We start from the raw sequence: 24,194 nt of genomic DNA on the forward strand, positions 1-24,194 counted from the left end.
GCGTTATGTCTGCATTGACCCCGGCAAGTGAAGTCTTGCTGCGCCACAGTGATGATTTCGAACAAAGCCGCATTATGTTTGCCGGTGATCTGCAGGATGACCTGCCCGCTCGTCTGGATACCGCGTTTAGCCGCGCCCATACGCAACAGTATCACCACTGGCAGAACCTGAGTCGCGAGATGGGTGAGAACGTGCGCTTTAGCCTGACGGCAGAAGCAGCGGACGTTGCCGACTGCGATACGCTGATTTACTACTGGCCTAAAAATAAGCCAGAAGCGCTGTATCAGCTGACCAACATTTTATCGCTGATGCCGATTGGCACCGATATTTTTGTGGTCGGTGAGAACCGAAGCGGCGTGCGCAGCGCTGAGCAGATGCTTGCTGAATTCGCCCCGCTGAATAAAGTCGACAGCGCACGTCGCTGCGGCCTGTATCACGGTCGTCTGGAAAAACAGCCGTCGTTCAACGCCGAAGACAATTGGGCTGAGTATCAGCTTGACGGTCTGACCGTCAAAACGCTGCCGGGCGTGTTCAGCCGCGATGGCCTGGATACCGGCAGTAAGCTGCTGCTCTCCACCCTGACGCCACACACTAAAGGTAAAGTGCTGGACGTAGGCTGCGGCGCGGGCGTGTTATCCACCGTGCTGGCGAGCCATTCGCCGAAAGTACGCCTGACCCTTTGTGACGTCAGCGCTGCCGCGGTCGAAGCCAGCCGTGCAACGCTTGCCGCTAACGGCCTCGAAGGTGAAGTGCTGGCAAGTAACGTCTTCTCTGACGTGACCGGCCGTTTCGATATGATTATCTCCAACCCGCCGTTCCACGACGGGCTGCAGACCAGCCTCGAAGCCGCTCAGCAGCTGATCCGCGGGGCGGTACGTCATCTGAATAGCGGCGGTGAATTGCGCATTGTGGCCAACGCCTTCCTGGCCTATCCAAAAATTCTGGACGAAACCTTCGGCTTCCACGAAGTGCTCGCGCAGACTGGCCGGTTTAAAGTCTATCGCACTGTGATGACTCGCCAGGCGAAGAAGTAATTACTTACCCCGCCCGCAGGCTTTGACTTGCGGGCGCTCCCACCGCACCACCCTTTCTGTCGAAAAGCGCCCATTTTTACAGCGATCGGAAAATTCTGCTGCAATTAACTGTTGACGAAAATCCGAAAACCACTAGAATGCGCCTCCGTGGTAAAGATTCTTTTTAAGAGTCGATGGTATGCGACGGTGGCGGAATTGGTAGACGCGCTAGCTTCAGGTGTTAGTGTCCTAACGGACGTGGGGGTTCAAGTCCCCCCCCTCGCACCATATACCACGTAAGATATTGCTCGCACTGGGCGAAGGTGGCGGAATTGGTAGACGCGCTAGCTTCAGGTGTTAGTGTTCGTAAGGACGTGGGGGTTCAAGTCCCCCCCCTCGCACCAACGAGACAATATCAAGATAAGACGACTGTGCGAAGGTGGCGGAATTGGTAGACGCGCTAGCTTCAGGTGTTAGTGTTCGTAAGGACGTGGGGGTTCAAGTCCCCCCCCTCGCACCAGCTTCTTATCTCTCTTTACTCTCTCCCTGATTTTCTCATTATCCCATCAGTTTCAAATTCATCATCACCAGCATCATCCCGCTTATCAACGCAAATGCCGATGGCAACAACACAAAATGCCGCAGCTGACGATGCCAGATCATCACACAAGAAAGCAGTAAACCCAGCGCTATCAGACCTCGCCAGGTATCAATTGACAGACCGGCAAAGCCCAACCCGGCTAAAAGCACGCCAGGAATCAACACACCCCACCCACTGCCTAACGCCCGCTGCAACATGGTTTTGACTCTCGAAACAATAATGATAACCAATATCATATGATAATTTTTATCATTTGCAAGATCGCACTGAAAACCGCGGCGCTCTTTACTTTCACGCAGGTGACAGTGTTGCTTTAAGGTGATAAATTGTGCGGATTATACGAATTGATTAGTGTTACTGATATTTTCGCGCGAAACGTTCCCGTGTGAAATGTGTCATTCCTGATGCTTAGTGTTTCTGCAATCACACAATAAAAACGATTTCCTGACATGACATCACAATCCTGGCGTTCGCTGCGCATTAAGAAATATCAATTTTCATTACGACTTTTTTTATTTCTTAATTTAGCTTCATCACTTTTTTCTATGCTTAGCCCGGTGTATTCCATTTCGGCGATCACCCTTCCTTTGGTGCTGATAACCGTTATCAGCGCAGGTTTGCTGTTGGGTCATTGGGCCTGGGCCGAGAAAAAAATCAATATTCCCGCCATCTCCATTTTGTTTGGCTGTCTGTGGGCCTGGCATATCGCCATTAAATTACCCTTACTGGATAACGCTAATTTTAACTATCTGGTGATCGCTTTATTAAGCGTGCTGTTTGTTGGTGCAATTGCTTTTTCTAATAATATCATTGCCTTTACGTTTCATTCTTTGCCCGTACTTATCACCTGCCTCATCCTTGGCGAAGGCGATCAGTGGCTGCGCATGGTGTACTGCTTTGCCCTGCCGGTTATTGGCATTTCCATTCAGAGCGTAATTCAACGACGTAACGATGACTTTGCCCAGGGGCTGATGTACAAGCTGCTGGAAGAGCGTCAGACCCTTAACGACCTGAGCATGCTCGACCCACTGACCGGGCTTTATAACCGTCGTGGTCTGCAAAACCGCCTTGAAACACTGATGTCGCTGGATGCCAGCGGGCATTACGTCTTGTTGCTGGATATCGACTATTTCAAAGCCTACAACGACCATTATGGGCACATGATGGGCGATCAGGCGCTGATCCAGGTGTCGGCCGCGATACGCAATGCCGTGCGTTCTCGAGACATTGTGACTCGCTACGGCGGCGAAGAATTTATGGTGTTATTGACGTCCACCACTTCGGAAGCCGCCTTAGAAACGGCGGAACGTATTCGCCAGCGCGTATACGACCTGAAAATCCCGCACATGTTTAACCACAGCGTCGCAACCAATGTGACGGTCAGTATCGGTCTTGCGCCGCTACTCGGCGAAGATATCGACGGAGCGCTGGCGCTGGCTGACAAAGCGCTGTACGAGGCCAAGCATCTGGGGCGTAATAACATTCTGACCAGCGAAGCGCTGCAGGGTACATGAAGTGCAGTAGATGCATAAAAGGGTTGCGATTGTTTATGGCTATAGCTAGGATTGGCAATCATTATCATTTAGATTTGTATCCAAGCTACGCTCATGGCCTACCGTTCTGCACCGATCACTGACGATATTATCTGGCGCGCCCCGCTCTTTGAGCGTGAACAAGGGCTTGCGGCATCTTTGCAGAATAAATTTGCAGAACACCGCCCCCACCTGTTGGATTTCATTCGTCTTGACGAACCTCATCCACATCAGACGATGACGCTGGCACAGTGGAGCCGCCACAGCGAGCTGACTACGCTGTGCGCGCAATATTCCGATCATATCTATCGCAATAATTTCACTCAGACGCGGGAAAACAAACCGTTGTTGTCCCTGTGGGCGCAGTGGTATATCGGGCTACAGGTGCCACCGCTGATGCTGGCGCTGCTGACTGAAAAACGGGCACTGAGTCTTTCTCCGCAACATTTTCACGTTGAGTTTCACGAAACGGGCCGTGCCGCCAAATTTTGGGTCGATGTGCAAGAAGACCCTTATTTAACTCAGCAGTCTTCACTGATTCGCATGGAAAACCTTGTGACGCAAACACTGGTACCGGTTATCGAGGCTCTGGAAGCGACCGGGGAGATCAACGCGAAACTCATCTGGAGTAATACCGGCTATCTCATTAACTGGTATCTGGGTGAAATGAAAACGCTGCTCGGCGATGAACAGGTCAACAGCCTGCGTCAGCATCTCTTCTTTGAAAAACAGTTCTCCGATGGACGGGATAATCCGCTGTGGCGCACCGTGGTGATGCGTGAGGGTCTGCTGGTGCGTCGCACCTGCTGTCAGCGCTACCGTCTGCCGGACGTCCAACAGTGCGGCGACTGTACGCTGAAATAATCACATCCCTGAATACAAAAAGACCCGGTAACGCAACGCGACCGGGTCTTTTGTTTTGCTTTAACTAAACCTTAAGCAGCCTGTTCAGCTTCTCCCGCTGAGCGCTGCGCTTCTTCGGCTTCCTGTTCCAGCAGCTGCTTCTCGTACACTTTGAAGAACGGGAAGTAGATGATGGCAGACACGCAGGCCAGCAGTACGACCAGGATCACGGCACGGAAATCCCAGCCTAACGCCCATGCCGCACCGATAGGGGCTGGCGCGGTCCATGGAACAACGGAGATCACGCGACCAATCAGATCCAGCTTCATTGCGGCCCAGGCCAGCGTGGCGTTAACCATTGGTGCCAACAGGAACGGAATGAAGAACACTGGGTTCATCACGATTGGCGTACCGAAGATAACCGGTTCGTTGATGTTAAAGATGCTCGGTACCACACCCAGACGACCAATCGAACGCAAGTGCGCGGACTTACTACGCAGGTAGCAGAACACGAGGCCCATCGTCGCCCCGGAACCGCCGATAACAATAAAGAAGGTCCAGAATGCTTCCATAAAGATGTGCGGTAATGGTGCACTTTGCGCCAGCGCCGTCTGGTTCAGACCGAGGTTAGTCAGCCAGAACATCTGCAGCATACCGGACACGATAGCCGCACCGTGAATGCCTGCAAACCACAGCAGGTGACCGATCAGGACCGCCAGCAGAATCGCAGGCAAGGAATCAGCAGCGGATACCAACGGCTTAAAGATAGACATGATCGCCTGAGGGATCAGCATATCGAACTGGCTCTGGATGAACAGACTCAGCGGATACAGCGTCAGCACGACGACCAGCACCGGGATAAGTAGATCAAACGAGTTTTTGATCATCGGCGGTACCTGGTCTGGCAGACGAATACCGATGTTGTGGGCCTTGAGGAAGCGCATCAATTCTACGCAGTACACAGCGACCAGAATAGCGGTGAAAATCCCGGTACCACCCAGACTGTGAACCGGCAGCGTGCCATCAGTCTTAGGCGCAGCAACCAGCAGGAACGCCATGATCGACAGCATTGAACTCATGAACGGATCAAGCTGGAAACTCTTTTCGTAATGTCTGCCCAGGTTATAGGCAATCGCCGCACAGATATAAATGGACATAATGCCCATGGTCATATCGAACGGAGTCAGAATGCGGCCTTCAAACTGCTTCGCCATGTCCAGCCACGCGCGGGCAAAGCCCCAGGTGGTGTCCGGCGAGAAAGGAGGATAAGCAAACACCAACAGGAACGAGCCGACAATCATAAATGGCATCGCAGAGATGAAGCCATCACGGATTGCCATCACATGGCGCTGGGACGAGATACGCCCGGCGACAGGACTGATATAGTTTTCTACAAAACGGAAAATCAAATTAAACGCAGCATGGTTAGCAGACATAGCAGCTCTCCTGACGAACGATAGACGTAAGCACAGCGACGGTTAGTGTGCCGCGATGTGCAATCTCGAACTGTGAGTTCACTACCACGCCGGGGGGTTGGCCCGATCTACAGCAGATAAAGATAGGTTTCATACACGGCTCTTATTTTTTTAGCGATACAGAGGAAGTTACACATTCAGTATTAATCGGCATGACACACTTCTGCAACCGGTTACTGTAACCGGTTGCAGTGAATGTGAAGGGGATCGAGAAATCAATGAAATACTGGGAATACTCATCCTCTTATTTACAGCCTCAGCCGCTTGTGACAGATTAATTTTGTTTATATCAGGAGAGAACTATGAGTTTGCAAACCGTGCGGCAATTTTTCGCTGACCGCGCCCCCGATATCGAAATTATAGAACTGAATCAGAGTACTGCGACTGTGGCACTTGCTGCAGCGGCGCATAACGTGGCGCCAGGTCAGATTGCGAAGACGCTGTCATTGAAAGTCAAAGATGAAGTCATTTTAGTTGTGGCGAAAGGCGATGCGCGCCTGGACAACAAAAAGCTGAAATCAGCATTTGGTGCCAAAGCCCGAATGCTCAGCTGCGACGAAGTCGTCACCTGGACCGGACACCCCGTTGGCGGCGTCTGCCCTTTTGGTCTGGAAAATCCATTGACCATTTACTGCGACGTTTCCCTGAAAGCTTTTGACGAAGTATTACCTGCCGCTGGCGCAACACACAGCGCGGTACGCATCTCCCCTGAACGCCTGGCAGAACTCACCGATGCCACCTGGATCGACGTCTGTCTGTAAACTCACCGTCTCACCAGGTCACATTCCGCGCCTGTAACGGCAGATAACGTAAGATATCTGCCGCACAGAGCAATCCCGTGTAGTTCTTCACCCCGAGCTTATTCATCGCATTGAACTTATGCGTGCGAATAGTTTTTGGATTCCGCGCCATCTGTACGGCAATCTCCGGAATGGAAAAGCCCTTTCCCATATAATAAAGAATCGCGCGTTCCGTCGGGCTTAATCCTACCGAACCTGAAACAGTATTGAGCGTTTTACAGGCCGAATGTACCGACTCCTCCTGGGTTATTAAGCCGTTAATTTGCATCAGAAGCCTTTCAACGGAAGAAGTTTTGCACCATACCGCATGTAATGGGACAGGTAATAGGTGATGAATTAATGTCGCCTGTCCTTCATCCTCTGCAAGCAGAACCCGAAGTGCTTCAGGCTGCATACAAGCAAGATCGGAAAAAAAGCGAATACTTTGTTGGCGTGAGTCACGAGCCCCCGCCACAGAGTAAATCACCATGTCATAAAAGCGCTGCTCTGTCTGTGCAAACCATTCCTGACTGCCTTTATAGACCTGCAATTCATAAAACGAACCCGCACAACAAGAAAAGAGCCCGCGCAGCCCTGCTTCCGTCATTACACAGTTTTCAACGACAGCGACGTGTTTATTTGCGGTGCGCTTTTCCATGGCATTGGCTCTCCCCATACGGAAAGGAGATTCAACTCCTTCATCCCCTGTTCGCTGTTGAGCCAGGCATATAACTCTGCGTTGCCGCGCAATGACAAACGACGCATGGCGCTATTTTTCTGCGCGCTAATGGTCCTGTTGCTTTTTCTGAGCAGCATCGCTATCTGATTGACTCCCCAGCCTTTAGCAAGCAATCGTAAGGCCTGACGCTCTGCGAGAGACAATGAGGTTTTTAATCCCTGAGGAGAGAGTGCGGGCGTGGCTTCAAGTGACATCAAAGACGTACTGATGCGATTCGCCTGGGAACCCTGATCACGGATAGCCGCAATAAGTTCAGGAATAGATTCTGCGTCAGAAAGTAAGATACTTTCCGGGCGCAATAAATATTCAACTGCGAGCGCATAATTGGCTTGATTCAGCATAAAAATCCAACGACATTCTCTATACTGCGTCATTAATGAATAATATTTTTCGCAGAGCGCTTTAACCTGAAAACGATCGCCAGACAGATCACATACAATCAAACTCGTGCGCTGGAGTTGTATTATCGTGAGCTCATCGACGTGATGATGACAACTGACCTCATATTCTGGAAAGTTGTCTTTCATGATAGACAAAAGACCTGCTTGAATGATGGGGACATTGCTGATCATTACGCCACATCTATTAAATACCGTGAGCATAAAACCTCCCTTTTATGTTCCAGAATTATTTACATAATTGATTAAAACCATCCAATCATTCATGATTAGAATTATTCTAAGGACGCTTCCATTGACTCGGGCTATAATTTAATTTGTTGCAACGTTAAATAAAGGCAGTAACGGACAAAATAACCCTTCAACATTAGCACATTAAGAATAAACACTCCATCAGCTAACATCCAGAGTGAAATCGTTAAAGAATATTCATCAAGAAAATAATTATATATTTTCAGCTTATTTCATTTTTTCCCTGAATATTTTAGGTGGCATCCCCGCATAGCGCCGAAAAAAACGAGAGAAATAGGTGGCGTCACTAAAACCTAAGTAATCAGAGAGTTGTATAATCGACATGCTGGTATATTGCAGACTCCGCTTCGCTTCAAGCATTAGCCTTTGATGTAACACATTCAGCGCACTGCAGTTATGAAATTCATGGCACAAATAATTCAAATGTGTGACGGATAAACCCACCGCCTGTGCGTAATCGGACATCGGAAGGTGTTCCCGATAATGGCTTTCAATATGACGGGCAAACTGTTGCATCACCGCACGTCGGCGTTCCGCCCGGTCTTCTGCAGGCGGTGCTCCCTGACACTGGCGATTGAGCCACACCAGCAGCGCACTGAGCATCGCGTGCAGCATTAATTCGCGGGCGTCGTTATCCTGCTGATATTCTTCCAGCAACGTCGAAAACAGTGTGCGAATGTGCGACCGGGAGTGCGTTACGCTGACGCAATGTGGCTGATTCAGGACCCCAAGCTGGCGGCCAAACTGAGCGTCGAATTGGCTGAGCAACGGTAATGCTAAGGACAAAACGTAGCCCTGCGTGCCGGGCGAAAAACGAAAACCGTGCACGCACAGCGAAGGCACCACCTGAATGCTGGCTTCCTTTACAACTTTCCTTTCCCCTTCGATTTCAATTTCGGCCTGCCCTTTGTGCAGATACAGCAGCTGCACCATTTCCGCATGCTGATGCACACGGATGTGCCATTCATAAAGGCTGCTTCGCTGATGGATAGATTCGCAATGCAGAAGCTCCGGCGTCGGCCAACCAAGCTGTTCACCATACAGCTTAAAGACGGGGATCGTGCTCTGTTGCGTCATACACACTCCTGCGGCAGGCGTAATTAACGGACCGTTTCGTAAGGCAGGCCCACATAGTTTTCCGCTATCGTCGTCAGCCCGGCCCGTGAGCCTAAATAATAGCGGCGATCGGCTTCCTGCATTTTTCGGTCGAATGCACTTTTATCTTGGAAATCATGCAGTAAATGGGTCATAAACCAGCTGAAACGTTCACCTTTCCATACCCGATTGAGGGCAAACGAGGAGTAGCTGGCGAGCAAATCTTCACGCCCGTGATGGTAGAACTGGCAGAGAATTCGCCATAAATAGTTCACGTCAGAGGCCGCAAGATTCAACCCTTTTGCGCCAGTGGGCGGCACGATATGCGCCGCATCGCCGACCAAAAACAGTCGGCCAAACTGCATCGGCTCGACAACATAGCTGCGCAGTGGCGCAATGCTCTTCTCAAGTGAGTGACCAGTCACTAACTTATTAGCAAGCTCGGATGGCAAGCGGTATTTCAGCTCCTGCCAGAAGCGCTCATCGCTCCAGGCGTCAACGCTCTCGCTCAATGGCACCTGCAAATAGTAGCGGCTTCTGGTTAGTGAGCGCTGACTACATAATACAAACCCGCGTTCATGATGGGCGTAGATAAGCTCCGGATTCACCGGAGGCGTGTCGGATAACAACCCCAGCCAGCCAAATGGCCACTCGCTTTCATATTCACGCAGCACCGATTTGGGGATACTTTGACGCGACACGCCGTGAAAGCCATCGCAGCCCGCAATAAAATCGCAGTCAATCCGACAGGCTTCGCCCTGTTTTTCAAAGGTGACAAAAGGCTTGTCCGTTTTCATATCGTGCAGCTCAACTTGACTCACGCCGTACACAATCGGCGCGCCGCTGCTGACACGGGCTTCCATTAAGTCACGCGTCACTTCGGTCTGGCCGTACACCATCACGCTTTTACCTTCCGTGAGCTCACTCAACGGCACCGGGATCCGCACGCCGTCAAACAAAAACTCCACGCCATGATGTACCAGGCCCTCGGCATCCATTCGCTGCGAAACGCCCGCCTGGCGCAGCAAATCTACGGTACCGCTTTCCAGGATCCCTGCCCGGATACGACCCAACACGTATTCCGGGGTCTGACGTTCGAGGATGACCGTAGCAATCCCGGCATTGTGTAACAGCTGTCCAAGCAACAGCCCTGATGGGCCCGCCCCGATAATCGCGACCTGCGTTTTCATGAGTTCCGCTCCAGAATGGTTAATTATTTGTTTATTTTTTGTATCTATAAAGTGTCTTATTGCATTTTTGATAAGCTTGAACGGAAAAAGAAGGGCATAAATCAGACAAAACGTGCACTTTTCAACGATCTTGTGAAATTGTGGAGCAGTTCAAAAAACAGACGTTAACCGAAGGTCATATTCACAATGTTTGATCTCGCCGGGCCTTGCTTCACGTGGCATTCAGGTAAAACCTGGTTTCAGAACCTGACAATAGCCAACCAAGAACGGTCGTTATGGAAGCAGATAGCGCAGAGCAACGAAAAGTCACCCGGTTATGTATTCAGTGCGCCCTGCTACTGCTGCAACACGGGGCAGAGAGCGCGTTGGTCGAGGAGCTCTCAACCCGGCTAGGGATAGCACTGGCCATGGACGGCGTGGAAAGCGCCATCTCCTCGAACGCTATTGTGTTGACCACGATTCTGGACGGGAAATGCCTGACCTCGACCCGCAAAAACAACGATCGCGGTATCAACATGCATGTGGTGACTGAGGTCCAGCACATCGTGATCATGGCCGAGCACAAGCTGTTGGATACCAAAGATGTCGATAAGCGTTTTGCACAGATAAAACCGCTGCGCTATCCACGCTGGCTGGTTGTCACTATGGTTGGCCTCTCCTGCGCCTGTTTCTGCAAACTTAATAACGGCGGTTGGGACGGGGCCTTTATCACTCTCTGCGCCAGCGCGCTGGCCATGTATATTCGCCAGGTGCTCACCCATCGCTCGATGCACCCACAAATAAACTTCTGCATCACCGCGTTTGTCGCCACCACCATTTCCGGGCTGATGCTGCGCCTGCCCGCGTTCGAGCAAACGTCTACGGTGGCGATGGCCGCCAGCGTGCTGCTGTTAGTGCCGGGCTTCCCGCTTATCAATGCCGTCGCCGATATGTTCAAAGGTCACATTAATACCGGGCTGGCACGTTGGGCTATCGCCAGCCTGCTGACGCTCGCCACGTGTATTGGGGTAGTGATGGCGATGACACTGTGGGGGCTGCGCGGATGGGTATAATCGATTTTTTGCAAGTGCTGCTGCAAGACATGCTGCTGTCCGCCATTCCCGCTGTGGGTTTTGCGATGGTGTTTAACGTGCCGCACCGCGCGCTGGCCTGGTGTGCGCTACTGGGCGCTATCGGGCACAGTTCGCGAATGGTCATCATGCTGGCAGGGATGAACATCGAATGGGCGACGTTTATCGCCTCAATGCTGGTTGGCAGCATCGGGATCCAATGGTCACGCTGGTATCTGGCGCACCCTAAAATTTTCACCGTCGCCGCGGTCATTCCCATGTTTCCCGGGATCTCCGCTTATACCGCGATGATCTCCGCGGTGAAAATCAGCCACGTCGGCTACAGCAATGAGCTGATGATGTTGTTGCTGGAAAACTTCCTCAAAGCTACATCGATCGTCGGTGCACTGTCGGTTGGATTATCGATCCCCGGTCTGTGGCTGTACCGTAAACGCCCGCGCGTCTGAGCTACCTGCCCAGGCGTCGCCTGGGGAATCTCCTCCCGCGGGCTGGTCTGTGCTACTATCAGCCCATGTTATACCTGTCGTCGTTTTGTTTGAGTAATTGCCATGTCCTCCAGAATTTTAACGTCCAGCGTCATTGGGATTGATGCGTTTCTGCGCGATCCCGACGGCGTGTTAAACAATGCCGAAAACGGTGCTATCGCGGTGTTTGCCAATAATGCACCGGCGTTTTATGCCATTGCGCCCGCACGCCTGGCGCAACTGCTTGAGCTGGAGGCTAAACTCTCCCAACCGGGCAGTGACGTGGTGCTGGATGGTCAATTCTTCGACGAGCCGACGGCCGCGCCGGTTGCGGTGCCAATGGGCAAATTCGCCATGTATGCCGACTGGCAGCCGGATGCTGATTTTCAGCGGATGGCCGCACTGTGGGGCATCTCGCTGACGCAGCCCGCCACCCCGGAAGAGCTGGCCTCTTTTACCGCCTACTGGCAGGCGGAAGGCAAAGTGTTCCATCACGTTCAGTGGCAGCAGAAACTGGCCCGCAGCCTGCAAATCGGGCGAGCCAGCAACGGCGGGCAGCCGAGACGTGATCTCAACACGCTCTCCGAACCCGATAATCAAATTCCCCCAGGTTTCCGAGGTTAATGATGAAAAATGTTGGTGATCTGATGCTGCGCCTGCAGAAAATGATGCCGAAACATATTGAACCGGCATTCAAAACGGGTGAAGAGCTGCTTGCGTGGCAAAAAGAACAGGGCCAGCTGCGTTCCGCCGCGCTGGAACGTGAAAACCGGGCGATGAAAATGCAGCGGACGTTCAACCGCTCCGGCATTCGTCCGCTGCACCAAAACTGTTCCTTTGATAACTACCGCGTGGAAAGCGACGGGCAGATGAACGCGTTATCCAAAGCGCGTCAGTACGTCGAAGAGTTCGACGGCAACATCGCCAGCTTCATCTTTTCCGGTAAACCTGGAACCGGTAAAAACCATCTGGCGGCAGCCATCTGCAATGAGCTGCTGCTGCGCGGGAAATCAGTGTTAATCATCACCGTGGCCGACATCATGTCCGCGATGAAAGACACCTTTACTAACCGCGAAACCACCGAAGAAAAGCTGCTGAACGATCTGAGCAATGTCGATCTGCTGGTGATTGATGAGATCGGCGTCCAGACGGAATCGCGCTATGAAAAAGTGATCATCAACCAGATTGTTGACCGCCGCTCTTCGTCAAAACGTCCGACCGGGATGCTGACCAACAGCAACATGGACGAGATGAATAAGCTGCTGGGCGAACGTGTCATGGACCGTATGCGTCTGGGCAACAGCCTGTGGGTGATTTTCAACTGGGATAGCTACCGCAGCCGCGTCACTGGCAAAGAGTATTGAGATTTTTCCGAACCCCGGCAGCGCTATACTGACCGGGTTTCAGTCAACTGAGTAAAACCTATGAATACTGCTAAACGTCTTCTTTGCACTGCCGCGCTGACCAGCGCCCTGCTCTCCACCAGCACCTTCGCAATTTCCCTGAGTGACACGCTTTCCAGCGCCGCAAGCGAACTGGGTGGCTCAAGCACTTCGTCAACAGGCACAACTTCGCTCTCCTCGCTGACCAGCCTGCTGAGCGACAGCGGCAAAGCGCTGAGCGCCGACAACATGAACAACGCCGCGGGTATTCTCAGCTACTGCGCCCAACAGAAACTGACTTCCGTTACCGATACCGAAAACGTGAAGAATCAGGTGCTGGATAAACTGGGTCTGGATACCGCGCCAGAACAGAAAGCCGATACCAACTATATGGACGGTATTCAGGGTCTGCTTAACGCCCAAAATGGCCAGCAGCTGAATCTGAGCTCATTGGGCGATTCAGATCTTGGAAAACAAGTGAAAACCAAGGCTTGCGATCTGGTACTCAAACAAGGCGCCAATTTCCTCTCCTGATCTCCGCTAAACACCCGCACACACCGGATGTGAGCGGGTTAAAAATCACCCATTTCTAATCCAATTCTGAATCAGCGCACATTTTAATGACGCTATAATTGCAGCAATATGGCACTGCAATTACAGTGTAGGGTCAAAAAATAGTATCGGGTCAGCGGATGGCCTGTGTGACTGAGGATGTGCCGTGTCCGAGCTTGTTTCTATTGCTCTGTTTCTCGCTTCCGTCGTGATTTATTCATGGAAAGCGGGACGTAATACCTGGTGGTTTGCCTCCATCCTGATGGTGCTTGGACTTTTTGTGGTCCTGAATCTGACTCTTTACGCCAGCGATTATTTCACCGGCGACGGCATTAACGATGCCGTGCTCTATACCCTGACCAACAGCCTGACCGGTGCGGGTATCAGCAAATATATCCTGCCTGGCATTGGTCTGGTCGTGGCGCTGGTACTGGTCTTTGGTGGACTCGGCTGGGTGCTACGCCGTCGTCGCCATCATCCGCATCATCTTGGCTACAGTGTCCTGGCGCTGGGGCTTGCTCTCGCGTCCGTAGATGCCAGCCCGGCATTTCGCCAGATAACCGAACTGGTAAAATCCCAGTCCCGCGATGGCGATCCGGACTTTGCCGCCTGGTATAAAGAGCCGTCGAAAACCATTCCAAATCCGAAGCTGAACCTGGTGTATATCTACGGTGAAAGCCTCGAACGCACCTATTTCGATAATAAAGCGTTCCCGAATCTGACGCCGGAACTCGGTAAGCTCAAAAACGAGAGCATCGATTTCAGCCACACCATGCAGCTGCCGGGCACCGATTACACCATCGCCGGTATGGTCGCCTCCCAGTGCGGTATTCCGCTGTTCGCGCCATTCGAAGGCAACGCCTCGGCCTCGGTCTCGAGCTTCTTCCCGCAGAACATTTGCCTCGGTGACATCCTGAAAAACTCAGGCTACAAAAACTACTTTATGCAAGGCGCTAACCTGCGCTTCGCCGGGAAAGACGTATTCCTGCAATCACACGGCTTTGACCATCTTTACGGTGCCGAAGAGCTGAAAACCCTCGTTTCAGACCCAGGCTACCGCAATGACTGGGGCTTCTACGACGACACGGTTCTCGACGAAGTGTGGAAAAAGTACGAAGAGCTGTCGAAGTCCGGCCAGCGCTTCTCGCTGTTCACGCTGACGGTCGATACCCATCACCCGGATGGATTCATCTCCCGCACCTGCGATCGCAAAAAATATGAGATTGACGGTAAAACCAACCAGTCATTCAGCGCGGTAACCTGCAGCCAGGAACACGTGGCGGCGCTGATCGAAAAAATCAAAGCCTCTCCGTACTTTAAGAACACGGTGATCGTGGTGTCATCTGACCATCTGGCGATGAAAAACACCGCCTGGGATTACCTCAACAAACAGGATCGCAGCAACCTGTTCTTCGTGATTCGTGGCGATAAGCCGCAGCAGGAAGTGATGGGCGTGAAGCGCAGCACCATGGATAACGGCGCGACGGTGCTGGATATTCTTGGCGGCGATAACTTTATCGGCCTCGGTCGCAGCAGCCTGTCCGGCCAGTCGCTGGCGGAAGTGTTCCTCAACATGAAAGAGAAAGTGCTGGCGTGGAAGCCGGACATTATTCGCCTGTGGAACTTCCCGAAATCGATCAAAGATTTCACCATCGATGAGCAGAAAGGGATGATTGCGTTCTCCGGGTCGCACTTCCGTCTGCCGCTGTTGCTGAAGGTGTCGGATAACCGCGTTGAGCCGCTGCCGGAAAGTGAATACTCCGCCCCGCTGCGTTACCAGCTGGCAGATTTCGCCCCGCGCGACAACTTCATGTGGATTGACCGCTGCTACAAAATGGCCCAGATGTGGGCGCCGGAACTGGCTCTTTCTACTGACTGGTGCGTGTCTCAGGGCCAGCTTGGCGGCCAGCAAATTGTGCAGCACGTCGATAAAGCGCAATGGAAAGGCAAAGCCGCGTTTAAAGACACGGTTATCGACATGGAGCGCTATAAAGGCAACGTCGATACCCTGAAAATCGTCGATAACGACATTCGTTATAAAGCGGACAGTTTCATCTTCAACGTCGCCGGTGCGCCGGAAGAGGTCAAACAGTTCAGCGGAATTTCACGTCCGGAAAGCTGGGGCCGCTGGTCTAACGCACAGTTGGGCAATGAAGTGAAGATTGAGTACAAAACGCCACTGCCGCAGAAATTCGACCTGGTGATCACCGCCAAAGCCTATGGCGAAAACGCTGATAAACCGATTCCTGTGCGGGTCGGCAACAGTGAGCAAACGCTGACCCTGGGCAAAGACGTCACCACCACCACGCTGCATTTCGACAACCCGACAAACAGTAATCTGCTGACTATCGCGCCGCCGGATCCGCAGACCACCAACGAGGGCAATATTCTCGGCCACGCCCCACGCCAGTTGGGGATTGGGATGGTGGAGATCAAAGTGGTGAAATCGGAAGGGTAAAATCAAGGGGAGCTTAGGCTCCCCTCTTTTTTACCCGCTGGCGCGATGCAAAGCGGACCTACACAATCAGGTTTAGTAGGCCCGGCAAGCCTGCGCCGCCGGGCATTTGCGTATCAGAAGGTTTCCCAGTTCTCACCGTTTTCAGTCGCTGCGGTTTTACGCAGAGTCTTAACCGGCACACTGGTTTTCGGGGCAGATGACTCACGCCTGGCCGTCAGCTGCTGCTGCTGAATACGGAATACCGCCACCGCCTGCGTCAGACGACTCGCCTGCTCTTCCAGTGCGGCCGCTGCCGATGCGGACTCTTCCACCAGCGAGGCGTTCTGCTGCGTCACACGATCCATCTCGGCCACTGCCAGACCCACCTGATCGATACCCCGGCTCTGTTCGTCGGATGCCGACGCGATTTCACCCATGATGTCGGTCACGCGGGTTACCGCATTGACGATTTCATCCATGGTTTCACCGGCGCTTTCGACCAGTGTCGAACCGATATCAACCCGGCTGACCGAGTCTTCAATCAGGCTCTTGATTTCACGTGCCGCCTGGGCGCTGCGCTGCGCCAGATTACGCACTTCACCGGCGACCACCGCAAAACCACGGCCCTGCTCACCAGCACGCGCGGCTTCTACCGCGGCGTTCAGCGCCAGAATGTTAGTCTGGAAGGCAATTCCGTCAATAACGCTGATGATATCGGCAATTTTCTGCGAACTGCTGGTAATATCGCGCATTGTCTGCACCACGTTATCCACCACTTTGCCGCCTTTCTGCGCGGTTTCCGACGCGCTTAGCGCCAGATGGCTCGCCTGACGGGCGTTTTCGGCGTTCTGTTTCACCGTCGCGGTCAGTTCTTCCATGCTCGCGGCAGTCTCTTCCAGAGAAGCAGCTTGCTGTTCGGTACGGGAAGAGAGGTCGTTGTTGCCCATCGCAATCTCACTGGCACCACTGTAAATGGCGTCAGCCCCGTTGCGCACTTCGCCGACGGTACGCACCAACTCGCTCTGCATATGGCGCAGAGAATCCGCCAGCTGGCCCATTTCATTGCTGCCGTGCACGTCGATCGGTTTTACCAGATCGCCGCCGGCAATATGGCGAATACTGTCGATCACCCGCGTCAGCGGCTGGATCAACGTTTTGTGGATCCCAAGCCAGACCACAACGATCACCGCCAACACCGCGATCAATACGCTTACCAGCACCCAGATCGCCTGAGTGTATGAGCTACTGTTATCTTCTACTGCCAGCTCGTAAAGATGATCGTTTTGCTGGAAATACGTCACATAGGCTTTCTCGAAGCCATCCTGATAGCCCTGGGTCGGCTGATCAAAGAAGGCGTTGATCTTACCCGCACCGAGTAGCTGGATAAGCTCCGCCAGCGCGCCGTGATAGATATCGTAATTGCGTTTAATGTCGAGCGCGGCCGCTTCACTCTGGCGTGGATCGCGAGGCTGGGCTTCGTATTCTGCCCAACGCTGTTCCGCATCATTGAGAGAGGCGGTGGCGACCTTCATCAGATCCGCCACGATCGCGCCGCTACCGATATTGTTCTGATCCATCATATAGCGGATCCCAGCGCGGTTGAGGGTGTTACGGGTTTGCAGCAGTGCCACCCAGCTGCCGTTCAGCGTGGCCTGCTGCTGGCGGATGGTTTGCAGAACGGTGAAGTTTTCTTTGTCGTGTTTCAGCGCGTTAAAGAACAGACCGCCGGATGTCAGTTGTAAAAGGCCAAATATGACCAAAACCAGCACGAGGCTGGTCACAATTTTAATACGGTTTAACATGTTGTCTCTATCCAGTGGGAAGTTAACAGTTATTCGGCCTGAAAAGAGAAAACTTTAAGGAAAAACAGGCTGAAAAGAGGGATTAATACCCTCCATTCATGCTGACCAAAACAGCTATAATTTAACCATGTACGCTATATCATTGAAAATGAGAAAGTTATCACTACTCTTCTGAGGGTATTTCGCGGTCACGCTCAGCAATATGCCGGTTACCCAGCACAATAAATTCCTCCAGTAACGCGGTCAGTTGCTGCATTTTCTCCGGCGTGTACTCCGCTTCAATCTGTCGATAAGCCTCTTCCACCTGCGCCTGAGCGCGTTCATACAGCGCATTCCCCTCTTTGGTCAGCGAGACATACAGTTTCCTCTGGTCATTCAACGGTTTTAAACGCAGCACCAGGCCGTCACGCTCCATGCGCGTGAGGATCCCCGTCAGGCTGGGGCGCAAGATGCAGGTCCGGAAAGCCAGGTCATGGAAATCCATAGAAGGATGCTCAGCCAGTACACGCACAATACGCCACTGCTGCTCTGTCAGATTATGCCGCTTCACAATGGGCCGGAAGTAAGACATTGCCGCTTCCCGCGCCTGCAACAACGCAATCGTTAGTGAATCATGCATAGCCTTCCCTCGATGAAATCATTAATAGATGAATGATTTAATTATGCTGTTTTTATCAACAAGCCAATGTTAGCTAAAAAGTTTAACAGAAATCAACGCAATAAATTAAAACAATGATAAATAACAGAATTTATCGCAATGTGTAAATTTATTGTTAATTACATCACAAATAATTCACTTCTGTTTGCGAAACAATCAGCAAAAGCATAAAACCTGATTATTAATATATTAATGAAATTACAGCCCGGTCTTCCGGCCTGAGGAGTATATGCATGAAAGGTACTGTTTTCGCCGTGGCACTCAACCATCGCAGCCAGCTCGATGTCTGGCGCGAAGCGTTCGAACGCCCGCCTTACCAGGCTCTACCAAAGACAGCCGTCTGGTTTATCAAACCCCGTAATACTGTCATTGGCGCCGACGAGCCTATTCCGCATCCGCAAGGAGAAACGGTGCTCAGCGGCGCAACGGTGGCGCTGATTGTGGGAAAAACGGCGAGTAAAATCCGGGCGGAAGACGCCGCCGGGTACATCGCCGGTTACGCACTGGCGAATGAAGTCAGCCTGCCGGAAGAGAGCTTTTACCGCCCTGCGATTAAAGCAAAATGCCGTGACGGTTTTTGCCCGCTGGGGGAAATGGCGAGCGTCGATAACATCGATAATCTGACTATCGTGACCTCTATCAATGGCCGTGAAGTTGACCAATGGAATACGGCTGATTTACAACGCAGCGCCGTCGAACTGCTGAGCGCGCTGAGTGAGTTCGCCACCCTTAACCCCGGTGATGCCATTCTGATCGGTACGCCACATAAACGCGTGGAACTGCATCCTGGCGATCGCGTCAGCATTCAGGCACCAGGCTTCCCCTCACTGGAAAACCCGGTGGTAGCGGAGCAGGTGATAACTGAAACCCGAACTTTCCCGGCGTCATCTCACCCCCACGGTACGCTCTTCGCGCTGGGTCTGAACTATGCCGATCACGCCAGTGAACTGGAATTTACACCACCGCAGGAACCGCTGGTCTTCATCAAATCCCCCAACAGCTGGACCGGTGATGCGCAGAATTCGGTACGCCCCGACAATGTGGAGTACATGCACTACGAAGCGGAACTGGTGGTGGTGATAGGCAAAACTGCGTGCAAGGTGAGTGAAACCGAGGCGATGGACTACGTGGCGGGCTATACCGTCTGTAATGACTATGCCATTCGTGACTATCTGGAAAACTATTACCGTCCCAACCTGCGGGTAAAAAGCCGCGACGGGCTGACACCGATTGCCCCGGATGTCATCGATAAATCCGCCATCCCCGATCCGCACAACTTAACCCTGCGCACCTGGGTCAACGGCGAGTTACGCCAGCAAGGCACCACCGCCGATCTTATCTTCAGCATCCCGTTTCTTATCGCCTGGCTGAGCGAATTTATGACCTTGCAGCCAGGGGACATGATTGCGACCGGCACCCCAAAAGGGCTGTCCGACGTCGTCCCGGGTGACGAAGTGGTGGTGGAAGTCGAAGGTATCGGTCGTGTGACCAACCGAATTATCAGCGCGCAAACGCATGAGGAGACGCTGCGATGAAAAAAATAAACCACTGGATTAACGGTAAAAACGTAGCGGGAACCGACTATTTTCACACCACCAACCCGGCGTCCGGCGAGGTGCTGGCCGAGGTTGCCTCCGGCGGTGAACGTGAAATTCATCAGGCGGTAGACGCCGCCAAAGCCGCATTCCCGAAATGGGCTAACCTGCCGATGAAAGAGCGTGCACGCCTGATGCGCCGCCTCGGCGAGCTGATTGACGACAATGTGCCTGAGATTGCGGCGATGGAAACCGCTGATACCGGGCTGCCCATTCACCAGACCAAAAACGTGCTGATCCCACGCGCGTCACACAACTTCGAATTCTTCGCCGAAGTGTGCCAGCAGATGAACGGCAAGACCTATCCGGTGGATGACAAAATGCTCAACTACACGCTGGTGCAGCCGGTCGGTGTGTGCGCACTGGTTTCGCCGTGGAACGTGCCGTTTATGACCGCCACCTGGAAGGTTGCGCCGTGTCTGGCGCTGGGCAATACCGCGGTGCTGAAGATGTCAGAACTGTCGCCACTGACCGCTGACCGTCTGGGTGAGCTGGCGCTGGAAGCCGGGATCCCAGCCGGGGTCCTCAATGTGGTACAGGGGTATGGTGCAAGCGCTGGCGATGCGCTGGTCCGCCATCATGACGTCCGCGCTGTCTCCTTTACCGGCGGCACCGCCACCGGCCGTCGCATCATGCAGAATGCCGGACTGAAAAAGTATTCGATGGAACTCGGTGGTAAATCGCCGGTGCTGGTGTTTGAAGACGCCGACATCGAACGCGCACTGGATGCCGCGCTGTTTACTATTTTCTCCATCAACGGCGAGCGCTGCACTGCCGGTTCACGCATCTTTATTCAGCAGAGCATCTACCCGGAGTTTGTGAAGCGTTTTGCCGAACGCGCCAACCGTCTGCGGGTGGGTGATCCAACCGATCCCAATACCCAGATTGGCGCGCTTATCAGCCAGCAGCACTGGGAGAAAGTCTCTGGTTACATCCGCCTGGGCCTTGAAGAAGGCGCCACCCTGTTGGCGGGCGGCCCTGATAAACCGACCGATCTCCCTGCCCATCTGAAAAACGGCAACTTCCTGCGCCCGACGGTGCTGGCGGATGTCGATAACCGCATGCGCGTGGCACAGGAAGAGATCTTCGGCCCGGTCGCCTGCCTGCTGCCGTTCAAAGACGAAGCAGAGGGTCTGCGCCTGGCGAATGACGTGGAATATGGCCTGGCGTCTTACATCTGGACCCAGGATGTCAGCAAAGTGCTGCGCCTGGCCCGTAATATCGAAGCGGGCATGGTGTTTGTGAATACCCAGAACGTGCGGGATCTGCGCCAGCCATTTGGTGGTGTGAAGGCTTCCGGCACCGGGCGCGAAGGGGGTGAATACAGCTTTGAGGTGTTCGCCGAAATGAAAAACGTCTGTATTTCCATGGGCGACCACCCGATCCCAAAATGGGGGGTATAAAAATGGGCAAATTAGCCTTAGCGGCCAAAATCACCCACGTTCCGTCAATGTATCTGTCTGAACTGCCAGGTAAAAACTATGGCTGCCGTCAGTCGGCTATCGATGGGCATAAAGAAATCAGCAAGCGCTGTCGCGAGATGGGCGTCGATACCATTATCGTCTTTGACACCCACTGGCTGGTGAACAGCGCTTACCACATCAACTGTGCGGATCACTTTTCCGGCGTCTACACCAGTAACGAGCTGCCGCACTTTATCCGCGACATGACCTACGACTACGACGGCAACCCGGCGCTGGGTCAGTTGATTGCTGACGAAGCGGTGAAGCTCGGCGTGCGTGCCAAAGCGCACAACATCCCGAGCCTGAAGCTGGAGTACGGCACGCTGGTGCCAATGCGCTACATGAACAGCGACAAGCATTTCAAAGTGCTCTCCATCTCCGCCTTCTGCACCGTGCATGACTTTGCCGACAGCCGCAAGTTGGGGGAAGCCATCGTCACGGCGATTGAAAAATATGACGGCACCGTGGCGGTGCTCGCCAGCGGGTCGCTGTCACACCGCTTCATCGACGATCAGCGCGCCGAGGAGGGAATGAACAGCTACACCCGCGAGTTTGACCGGCAGATGGACGAGCGCGTGGTCAAATTGTGGCGCGAAGGCCAGTTCAAAGAATTTTGTAGCATGCTGCCGGAGTATGCCGACTACTGCTATGGCGAAGGCAATATGCATGACACGGTGATGCTGCTCGGCATGCTCGGCTGGGATAACTATGACGGCAAGGTGGAATTCCTCACCGAGCTGTTCGCCAGCTCCGGCACCGGCCAGGTCAACGCCGTTTTCCCCCTGCCTGCATAAGAGGTCACCATGCCGCACTTTATCGTCGAATGTACGGAGAATATCCGCGAACAGGCCGATTTAGCGGGTTTGTTCGCCCACGTTAACGAGGCTCTGGCGGCCACCGGTATTTTCCCGCTCGGCGGCATCCGCAGCCGCGCGCACTGGATAGATACCTGGCAAATGGCGGACGGTAAGCACGATTACGCCTTCGTCCACATCACCCTAAAAATTGGATCAGGCCGCAGCCTGGAGAGCCGTCAGGAAGTGGGCGAAATGCTGTTTACGCTGATCAAAGACCATTTTGCGCACCTGATGGCCAATCGCTATCTGGCGCTGTCATTTGAGATAGACGAATTGCATCCGACGCTCAATTACAAACAAAACAACGTGCACGCTTTATTTAAGTAGTGCGCGTTACAGCCGACGGCACTTGCCTGCCGGGCACGGTCACAGGAAATCGCTATGCTCGATAAACATACTCATACCCTGATAGCCCATCGTCTGCATCAGGCAGAACAGAACCGCGAGCAGATCCGTCAGATCTCGCTGGATTATCCGACGATCACTGTCGACGACGCCTATGCCATACAACGTGAGTGGGTCAGCCTGAAAATCGCCGAAGGCCGCGTGCTGAAAGGACACAAAATCGGCCTGACCTCAAAGGCGATGCAGGCCAGCTCACAAATCAGTGAACCCGACTACGGTGCGCTGCTGGACGACATGTTCTTCCACGATGGCAGCGATATCCCTGCGGATCGCTTTATCGTCCCACGCATCGAGGTGGAGCTGGCTTTCGTGCTGGCGAAACCGCTGCGCGGGCCAAACTGCACGATGTTCGATGTTTACAACGCCACCGACTACGTGATCCCGGCGCTGGAACTGATCGACGCTCGCTGCCACAGCGTCGATCCCCAAACGCAACGCCCACGCAAAGTGTTCGACACCATTTCCGATAACGCCGCCAACGCCGGGGTGATCCTCGGCGGACGCCCAATTCGGCCAGACGAACTGGATCTGCGTTGGATCTCCGCTCTGCTCTATCGCAACGGCGTTATCGAAGAAACCGGTGTCGCGGCAGGCGTACTGAATCATCCGGCTAATGGCGTGGCATGGCTTGCCAACAAGCTGGCGCCGTACGACGTACAGCTTGAGCCGGGGCAAATTATCCTCGGCGGCTCGTTTACCCGCCCGGTCGCCGCCAGCAAAGGCGATACCTTCCATGTCGACTACGGCAACATGGGTTCTGTCAGCTGTCGCTTCGTATAAGGAGATACTCATGAATAATGCCTTTAAAGACGCGCTGAAAGCGGGTCATCCGCAAATCGGCCTGTGGCTGGGTTTATGCAGCAGCTACAGTGCCGAACTGCTGGCAGGGGCTGGTTTTGACTGGCTGCTTATCGACGGTGAGCACGCGCCTAACAATGTGCAAACGGTGCTGAGCCAGTTGCAGGCTATTGCGCCCTACCCGAGCCAGCCGGTGGTCCGCCCATCGTGGAATGACCCGGTGCAAATCAAACAGCTGCTGGATGTCGGTGCGCAAACACTGCTCGTTCCAATGGTGCAGAATGCTGACGAAGCGCGACTTGCGGTCAGCGCAACCCGCTATCCCCCGGCCGGTATTCGCGGCGTGGGCAGTGCGCTGGCCCGTGCATCGCGCTGGAATCGCATTCCGGATTATCTCGCGCAGGCCAATGACGCCATGTGCGTGCTGGTACAAATCGAAACCCGGGAAGCGCTTAAAAATCTGCCGCAAATCCTGGATGTCGAGGGCGTGGACGGCGTATTTATCGGCCCGGCCGATCTCAGCGCAGATATGGGATTTGCCGGTAATCCGCAGCATCCCGAGGTACAGGCCGCCATTGAAAAGGCCATTGTGCACATCCGTCAGGCCGGCAAAGCCCCAGGGATCCTGATGGCCAATGAAGAACAGGCCAAACGGTATCTCGAACTCGGCGCGCTGTTTGTCGCCGTTGGAGTCGATACTACCCTGCTCGCGCGTGGCGCAGAAGCGCTGGCCGCACGCTTTAATCGCACCTCCGTCACCGCAGTACATAACAATAAATCCGTCTACTGACCGT

At 53.4% G+C, this 24,194-nt stretch carries 24 protein-coding genes and 3 tRNA genes; 19 read left to right on the forward strand and 8 right to left on the reverse strand.

Annotated elements, in window-relative coordinates; all coding sequences use genetic code 11:
- The first annotated feature begins 5 nt into the window (after nucleotides 1–5).
- From rsmC to MUU51_RS13035, 4 genes are all read left to right on the forward strand, one after another.
- A complete protein-coding gene (gene rsmC / locus MUU51_RS13020) occupies nucleotides 6–1,034 on the forward strand; it encodes a 16S rRNA (guanine(1207)-N(2))-methyltransferase RsmC (RefSeq protein ID WP_159771396.1) in 1,029 nt (342 codons plus the stop codon).
- Nucleotides 1,035–1,214: 180 nt separating this feature from the next.
- A tRNA-Leu gene (locus MUU51_RS13025) sits at nucleotides 1,215–1,301 on the forward strand.
- Between the two features lie 29 nt (nucleotides 1,302–1,330).
- A tRNA-Leu gene (locus tag MUU51_RS13030) sits at nucleotides 1,331–1,417 on the forward strand.
- A gap of 29 nt (nucleotides 1,418–1,446) precedes the next feature.
- Nucleotides 1,447–1,533: transfer RNA gene (locus MUU51_RS13035), tRNA-Leu, on the forward strand.
- A 38-nt stretch (nucleotides 1,534–1,571) separates the two neighbouring features.
- Here MUU51_RS13035 and MUU51_RS13040 read toward each other — a convergent pair.
- The gene (locus MUU51_RS13040) at nucleotides 1,572–1,811 is read right to left on the reverse strand and encodes a DUF1435 domain-containing protein (RefSeq protein ID WP_159771399.1); all 240 of its coding nucleotides are present in this window, start codon (nucleotides 1,809–1,811) and stop codon (nucleotides 1,572–1,574) included.
- Between the two features lie 252 nt (nucleotides 1,812–2,063).
- Between MUU51_RS13040 and MUU51_RS13045 the strand changes: the two genes are divergently transcribed.
- Both MUU51_RS13045 and fhuF read left to right on the forward strand, forming a co-directional pair.
- The gene (locus MUU51_RS13045; RefSeq protein ID WP_159771420.1) at nucleotides 2,064–3,128 is read left to right on the forward strand and encodes a GGDEF domain-containing protein; all 1,065 of its coding nucleotides are present in this window, start codon (nucleotides 2,064–2,066) and stop codon (nucleotides 3,126–3,128) included.
- Between the two features lie 93 nt (nucleotides 3,129–3,221).
- Nucleotides 3,222–4,010 (forward strand): siderophore-iron reductase FhuF, encoded by a 789-nt coding sequence (fhuF, locus tag MUU51_RS13050; protein ID WP_258967892.1) that lies wholly within the window; start codon nucleotides 3,222–3,224, stop codon nucleotides 4,008–4,010.
- A 71-nt stretch (nucleotides 4,011–4,081) separates the two neighbouring features.
- On the opposite strand, the gene MUU51_RS13055 is transcribed toward fhuF, so the two are convergent.
- Nucleotides 4,082–5,425: a PTS sugar transporter subunit IIC gene (locus MUU51_RS13055; protein ID WP_159771426.1), complete on the reverse strand. Its 1,344-nt coding sequence runs from the start codon at nucleotides 5,423–5,425 to the stop codon at nucleotides 4,082–4,084.
- A gap of 341 nt (nucleotides 5,426–5,766) precedes the next feature.
- Here MUU51_RS13055 and MUU51_RS13060 point away from each other — a divergent pair, with 341 nt between their 5' ends.
- Nucleotides 5,767–6,225 carry a YbaK/EbsC family protein gene (locus MUU51_RS13060; RefSeq protein WP_159771428.1) on the forward strand — a complete coding sequence of 153 codons (459 nt, stop codon included), beginning with the start codon at nucleotides 5,767–5,769 and terminating at the stop codon, nucleotides 6,223–6,225.
- 10 nt (nucleotides 6,226–6,235) lie between these two features.
- On the opposite strand, the gene bglJ is transcribed toward MUU51_RS13060, so the two are convergent.
- The 4 genes from bglJ to pobA all read right to left on the reverse strand — a co-directional run bounded on the left by bglJ (nucleotide 6,236) and on the right by pobA (nucleotide 9,917).
- Nucleotides 6,236–6,901, reverse strand: a complete 666-nt coding sequence (gene bglJ / locus MUU51_RS13065; RefSeq protein WP_258967893.1) for a DNA-binding transcriptional activator BglJ — start codon at nucleotides 6,899–6,901, stop codon at nucleotides 6,236–6,238.
- The gene (locus tag MUU51_RS13070; RefSeq protein WP_159771434.1) at nucleotides 6,850–7,584 is read right to left on the reverse strand and encodes a helix-turn-helix transcriptional regulator; all 735 of its coding nucleotides are present in this window, start codon (nucleotides 7,582–7,584) and stop codon (nucleotides 6,850–6,852) included. Before MUU51_RS13070 ends, bglJ begins: the two co-directional genes overlap by 52 nt.
- Before the next feature lie 255 nt (nucleotides 7,585–7,839).
- A complete protein-coding gene (locus MUU51_RS13075; protein ID WP_159771437.1) occupies nucleotides 7,840–8,709 on the reverse strand; it encodes a helix-turn-helix domain-containing protein in 870 nt (289 codons plus the stop codon).
- A gap of 23 nt (nucleotides 8,710–8,732) precedes the next feature.
- On the reverse strand, nucleotides 8,733–9,917 hold the full coding sequence (gene pobA / locus MUU51_RS13080; protein WP_159771440.1) for a 4-hydroxybenzoate 3-monooxygenase: 1,185 nt from the start codon (nucleotides 9,915–9,917) through the stop codon (nucleotides 8,733–8,735).
- Nucleotides 9,918–10,192: 275 nt separating this feature from the next.
- Between pobA and MUU51_RS13085 the strand changes: the two genes are divergently transcribed.
- The 6 genes from MUU51_RS13085 (at nucleotide 10,193) to opgB (ending at nucleotide 15,843) form a co-directional block, all read left to right on the forward strand.
- A complete protein-coding gene (locus MUU51_RS13085; protein ID WP_159771443.1) occupies nucleotides 10,193–10,969 on the forward strand; it encodes a threonine/serine exporter family protein in 777 nt (258 codons plus the stop codon).
- A complete protein-coding gene (locus tag MUU51_RS13090; RefSeq protein WP_159771446.1) occupies nucleotides 10,960–11,433 on the forward strand; it encodes a threonine/serine exporter in 474 nt (157 codons plus the stop codon). Before MUU51_RS13085 ends, MUU51_RS13090 begins: the two co-directional genes overlap by 10 nt.
- Before the next feature lie 102 nt (nucleotides 11,434–11,535).
- Nucleotides 11,536–12,075 (forward strand): primosomal protein DnaT, encoded by a 540-nt coding sequence (dnaT, locus tag MUU51_RS13095; RefSeq protein WP_159771449.1) that lies wholly within the window; start codon nucleotides 11,536–11,538, stop codon nucleotides 12,073–12,075.
- A 2-nt stretch (nucleotides 12,076–12,077) separates the two neighbouring features.
- Nucleotides 12,078–12,815 (forward strand): replicative helicase loader DnaC, encoded by a 738-nt coding sequence (dnaC, locus tag MUU51_RS13100; protein ID WP_159761806.1) that lies wholly within the window; start codon nucleotides 12,078–12,080, stop codon nucleotides 12,813–12,815.
- A 60-nt stretch (nucleotides 12,816–12,875) separates the two neighbouring features.
- The gene (locus MUU51_RS13105; protein ID WP_159771452.1) at nucleotides 12,876–13,367 is read left to right on the forward strand and encodes a YjjA family protein; all 492 of its coding nucleotides are present in this window, start codon (nucleotides 12,876–12,878) and stop codon (nucleotides 13,365–13,367) included.
- Between the two features lie 184 nt (nucleotides 13,368–13,551).
- Entirely contained in the window at nucleotides 13,552–15,843 is a 2,292-nt protein-coding gene (gene opgB, locus MUU51_RS13110; protein ID WP_258967894.1) for a phosphatidylglycerol--membrane-oligosaccharide glycerophosphotransferase, read from the forward strand.
- Nucleotides 15,844–15,956: 113 nt separating this feature from the next.
- Here the strand turns inward: opgB and tsr are convergent, their stop codons facing one another.
- Together tsr and hpaR are read right to left on the reverse strand one after the other, a co-directional pair.
- Nucleotides 15,957–17,624, reverse strand: coding sequence for a methyl-accepting chemotaxis protein (gene tsr / locus MUU51_RS13115; RefSeq protein ID WP_258967895.1), 1,668 nt, complete (start codon nucleotides 17,622–17,624; stop codon nucleotides 15,957–15,959).
- A 163-nt stretch (nucleotides 17,625–17,787) separates the two neighbouring features.
- Entirely contained in the window at nucleotides 17,788–18,243 is a 456-nt protein-coding gene (gene hpaR, locus MUU51_RS13120; protein WP_159771460.1) for a homoprotocatechuate degradation operon regulator HpaR, read from the reverse strand.
- Nucleotides 18,244–18,515: 272 nt separating this feature from the next.
- On the opposite strand from hpaR, the gene hpaG reads away from it, so the two are divergent.
- Genes hpaG through hpaI form a run of 6 tightly spaced genes read left to right on the forward strand, consistent with a single transcriptional unit; the run spans nucleotide 18,516 to nucleotide 24,190 of the window.
- Entirely contained in the window at nucleotides 18,516–19,817 is a 1,302-nt protein-coding gene (hpaG, locus tag MUU51_RS13125; protein ID WP_258967896.1) for a 4-hydroxyphenylacetate degradation bifunctional isomerase/decarboxylase, read from the forward strand.
- Nucleotides 19,814–21,280 (forward strand): 5-carboxymethyl-2-hydroxymuconate semialdehyde dehydrogenase, encoded by a 1,467-nt coding sequence (gene hpaE / locus MUU51_RS13130; RefSeq protein ID WP_258967897.1) that lies wholly within the window; start codon nucleotides 19,814–19,816, stop codon nucleotides 21,278–21,280. Before hpaG ends, hpaE begins: the two co-directional genes overlap by 4 nt.
- Nucleotides 21,281–21,282: 2 nt before the next feature.
- Nucleotides 21,283–22,134, forward strand: a complete 852-nt coding sequence (gene hpaD, locus MUU51_RS13135; protein ID WP_159771469.1) for a 3,4-dihydroxyphenylacetate 2,3-dioxygenase — start codon at nucleotides 21,283–21,285, stop codon at nucleotides 22,132–22,134.
- Between the two features lie 9 nt (nucleotides 22,135–22,143).
- Nucleotides 22,144–22,524, forward strand: a complete 381-nt coding sequence (locus MUU51_RS13140; protein WP_159771472.1) for a 5-carboxymethyl-2-hydroxymuconate Delta-isomerase — start codon at nucleotides 22,144–22,146, stop codon at nucleotides 22,522–22,524.
- Nucleotides 22,525–22,578: 54 nt separating this feature from the next.
- Nucleotides 22,579–23,382: a 2-oxo-hept-4-ene-1,7-dioate hydratase gene (gene hpaH / locus MUU51_RS13145; protein WP_258967898.1), complete on the forward strand. Its 804-nt coding sequence runs from the start codon at nucleotides 22,579–22,581 to the stop codon at nucleotides 23,380–23,382.
- A 10-nt stretch (nucleotides 23,383–23,392) separates the two neighbouring features.
- Complete coding sequence (gene hpaI, locus MUU51_RS13150) at nucleotides 23,393–24,190, forward strand: 4-hydroxy-2-oxoheptanedioate aldolase (RefSeq protein ID WP_159771477.1); 798 nt, start codon at nucleotides 23,393–23,395, stop codon at nucleotides 24,188–24,190.
- The last annotated feature ends 4 nt before the right edge of the window (nucleotides 24,191–24,194 follow it).

This window comes from Scandinavium manionii (assembly GCF_024764775.1).
Taxonomy (GTDB): Bacteria; Pseudomonadota; Gammaproteobacteria; order Enterobacterales; family Enterobacteriaceae; genus Scandinavium; species Scandinavium manionii.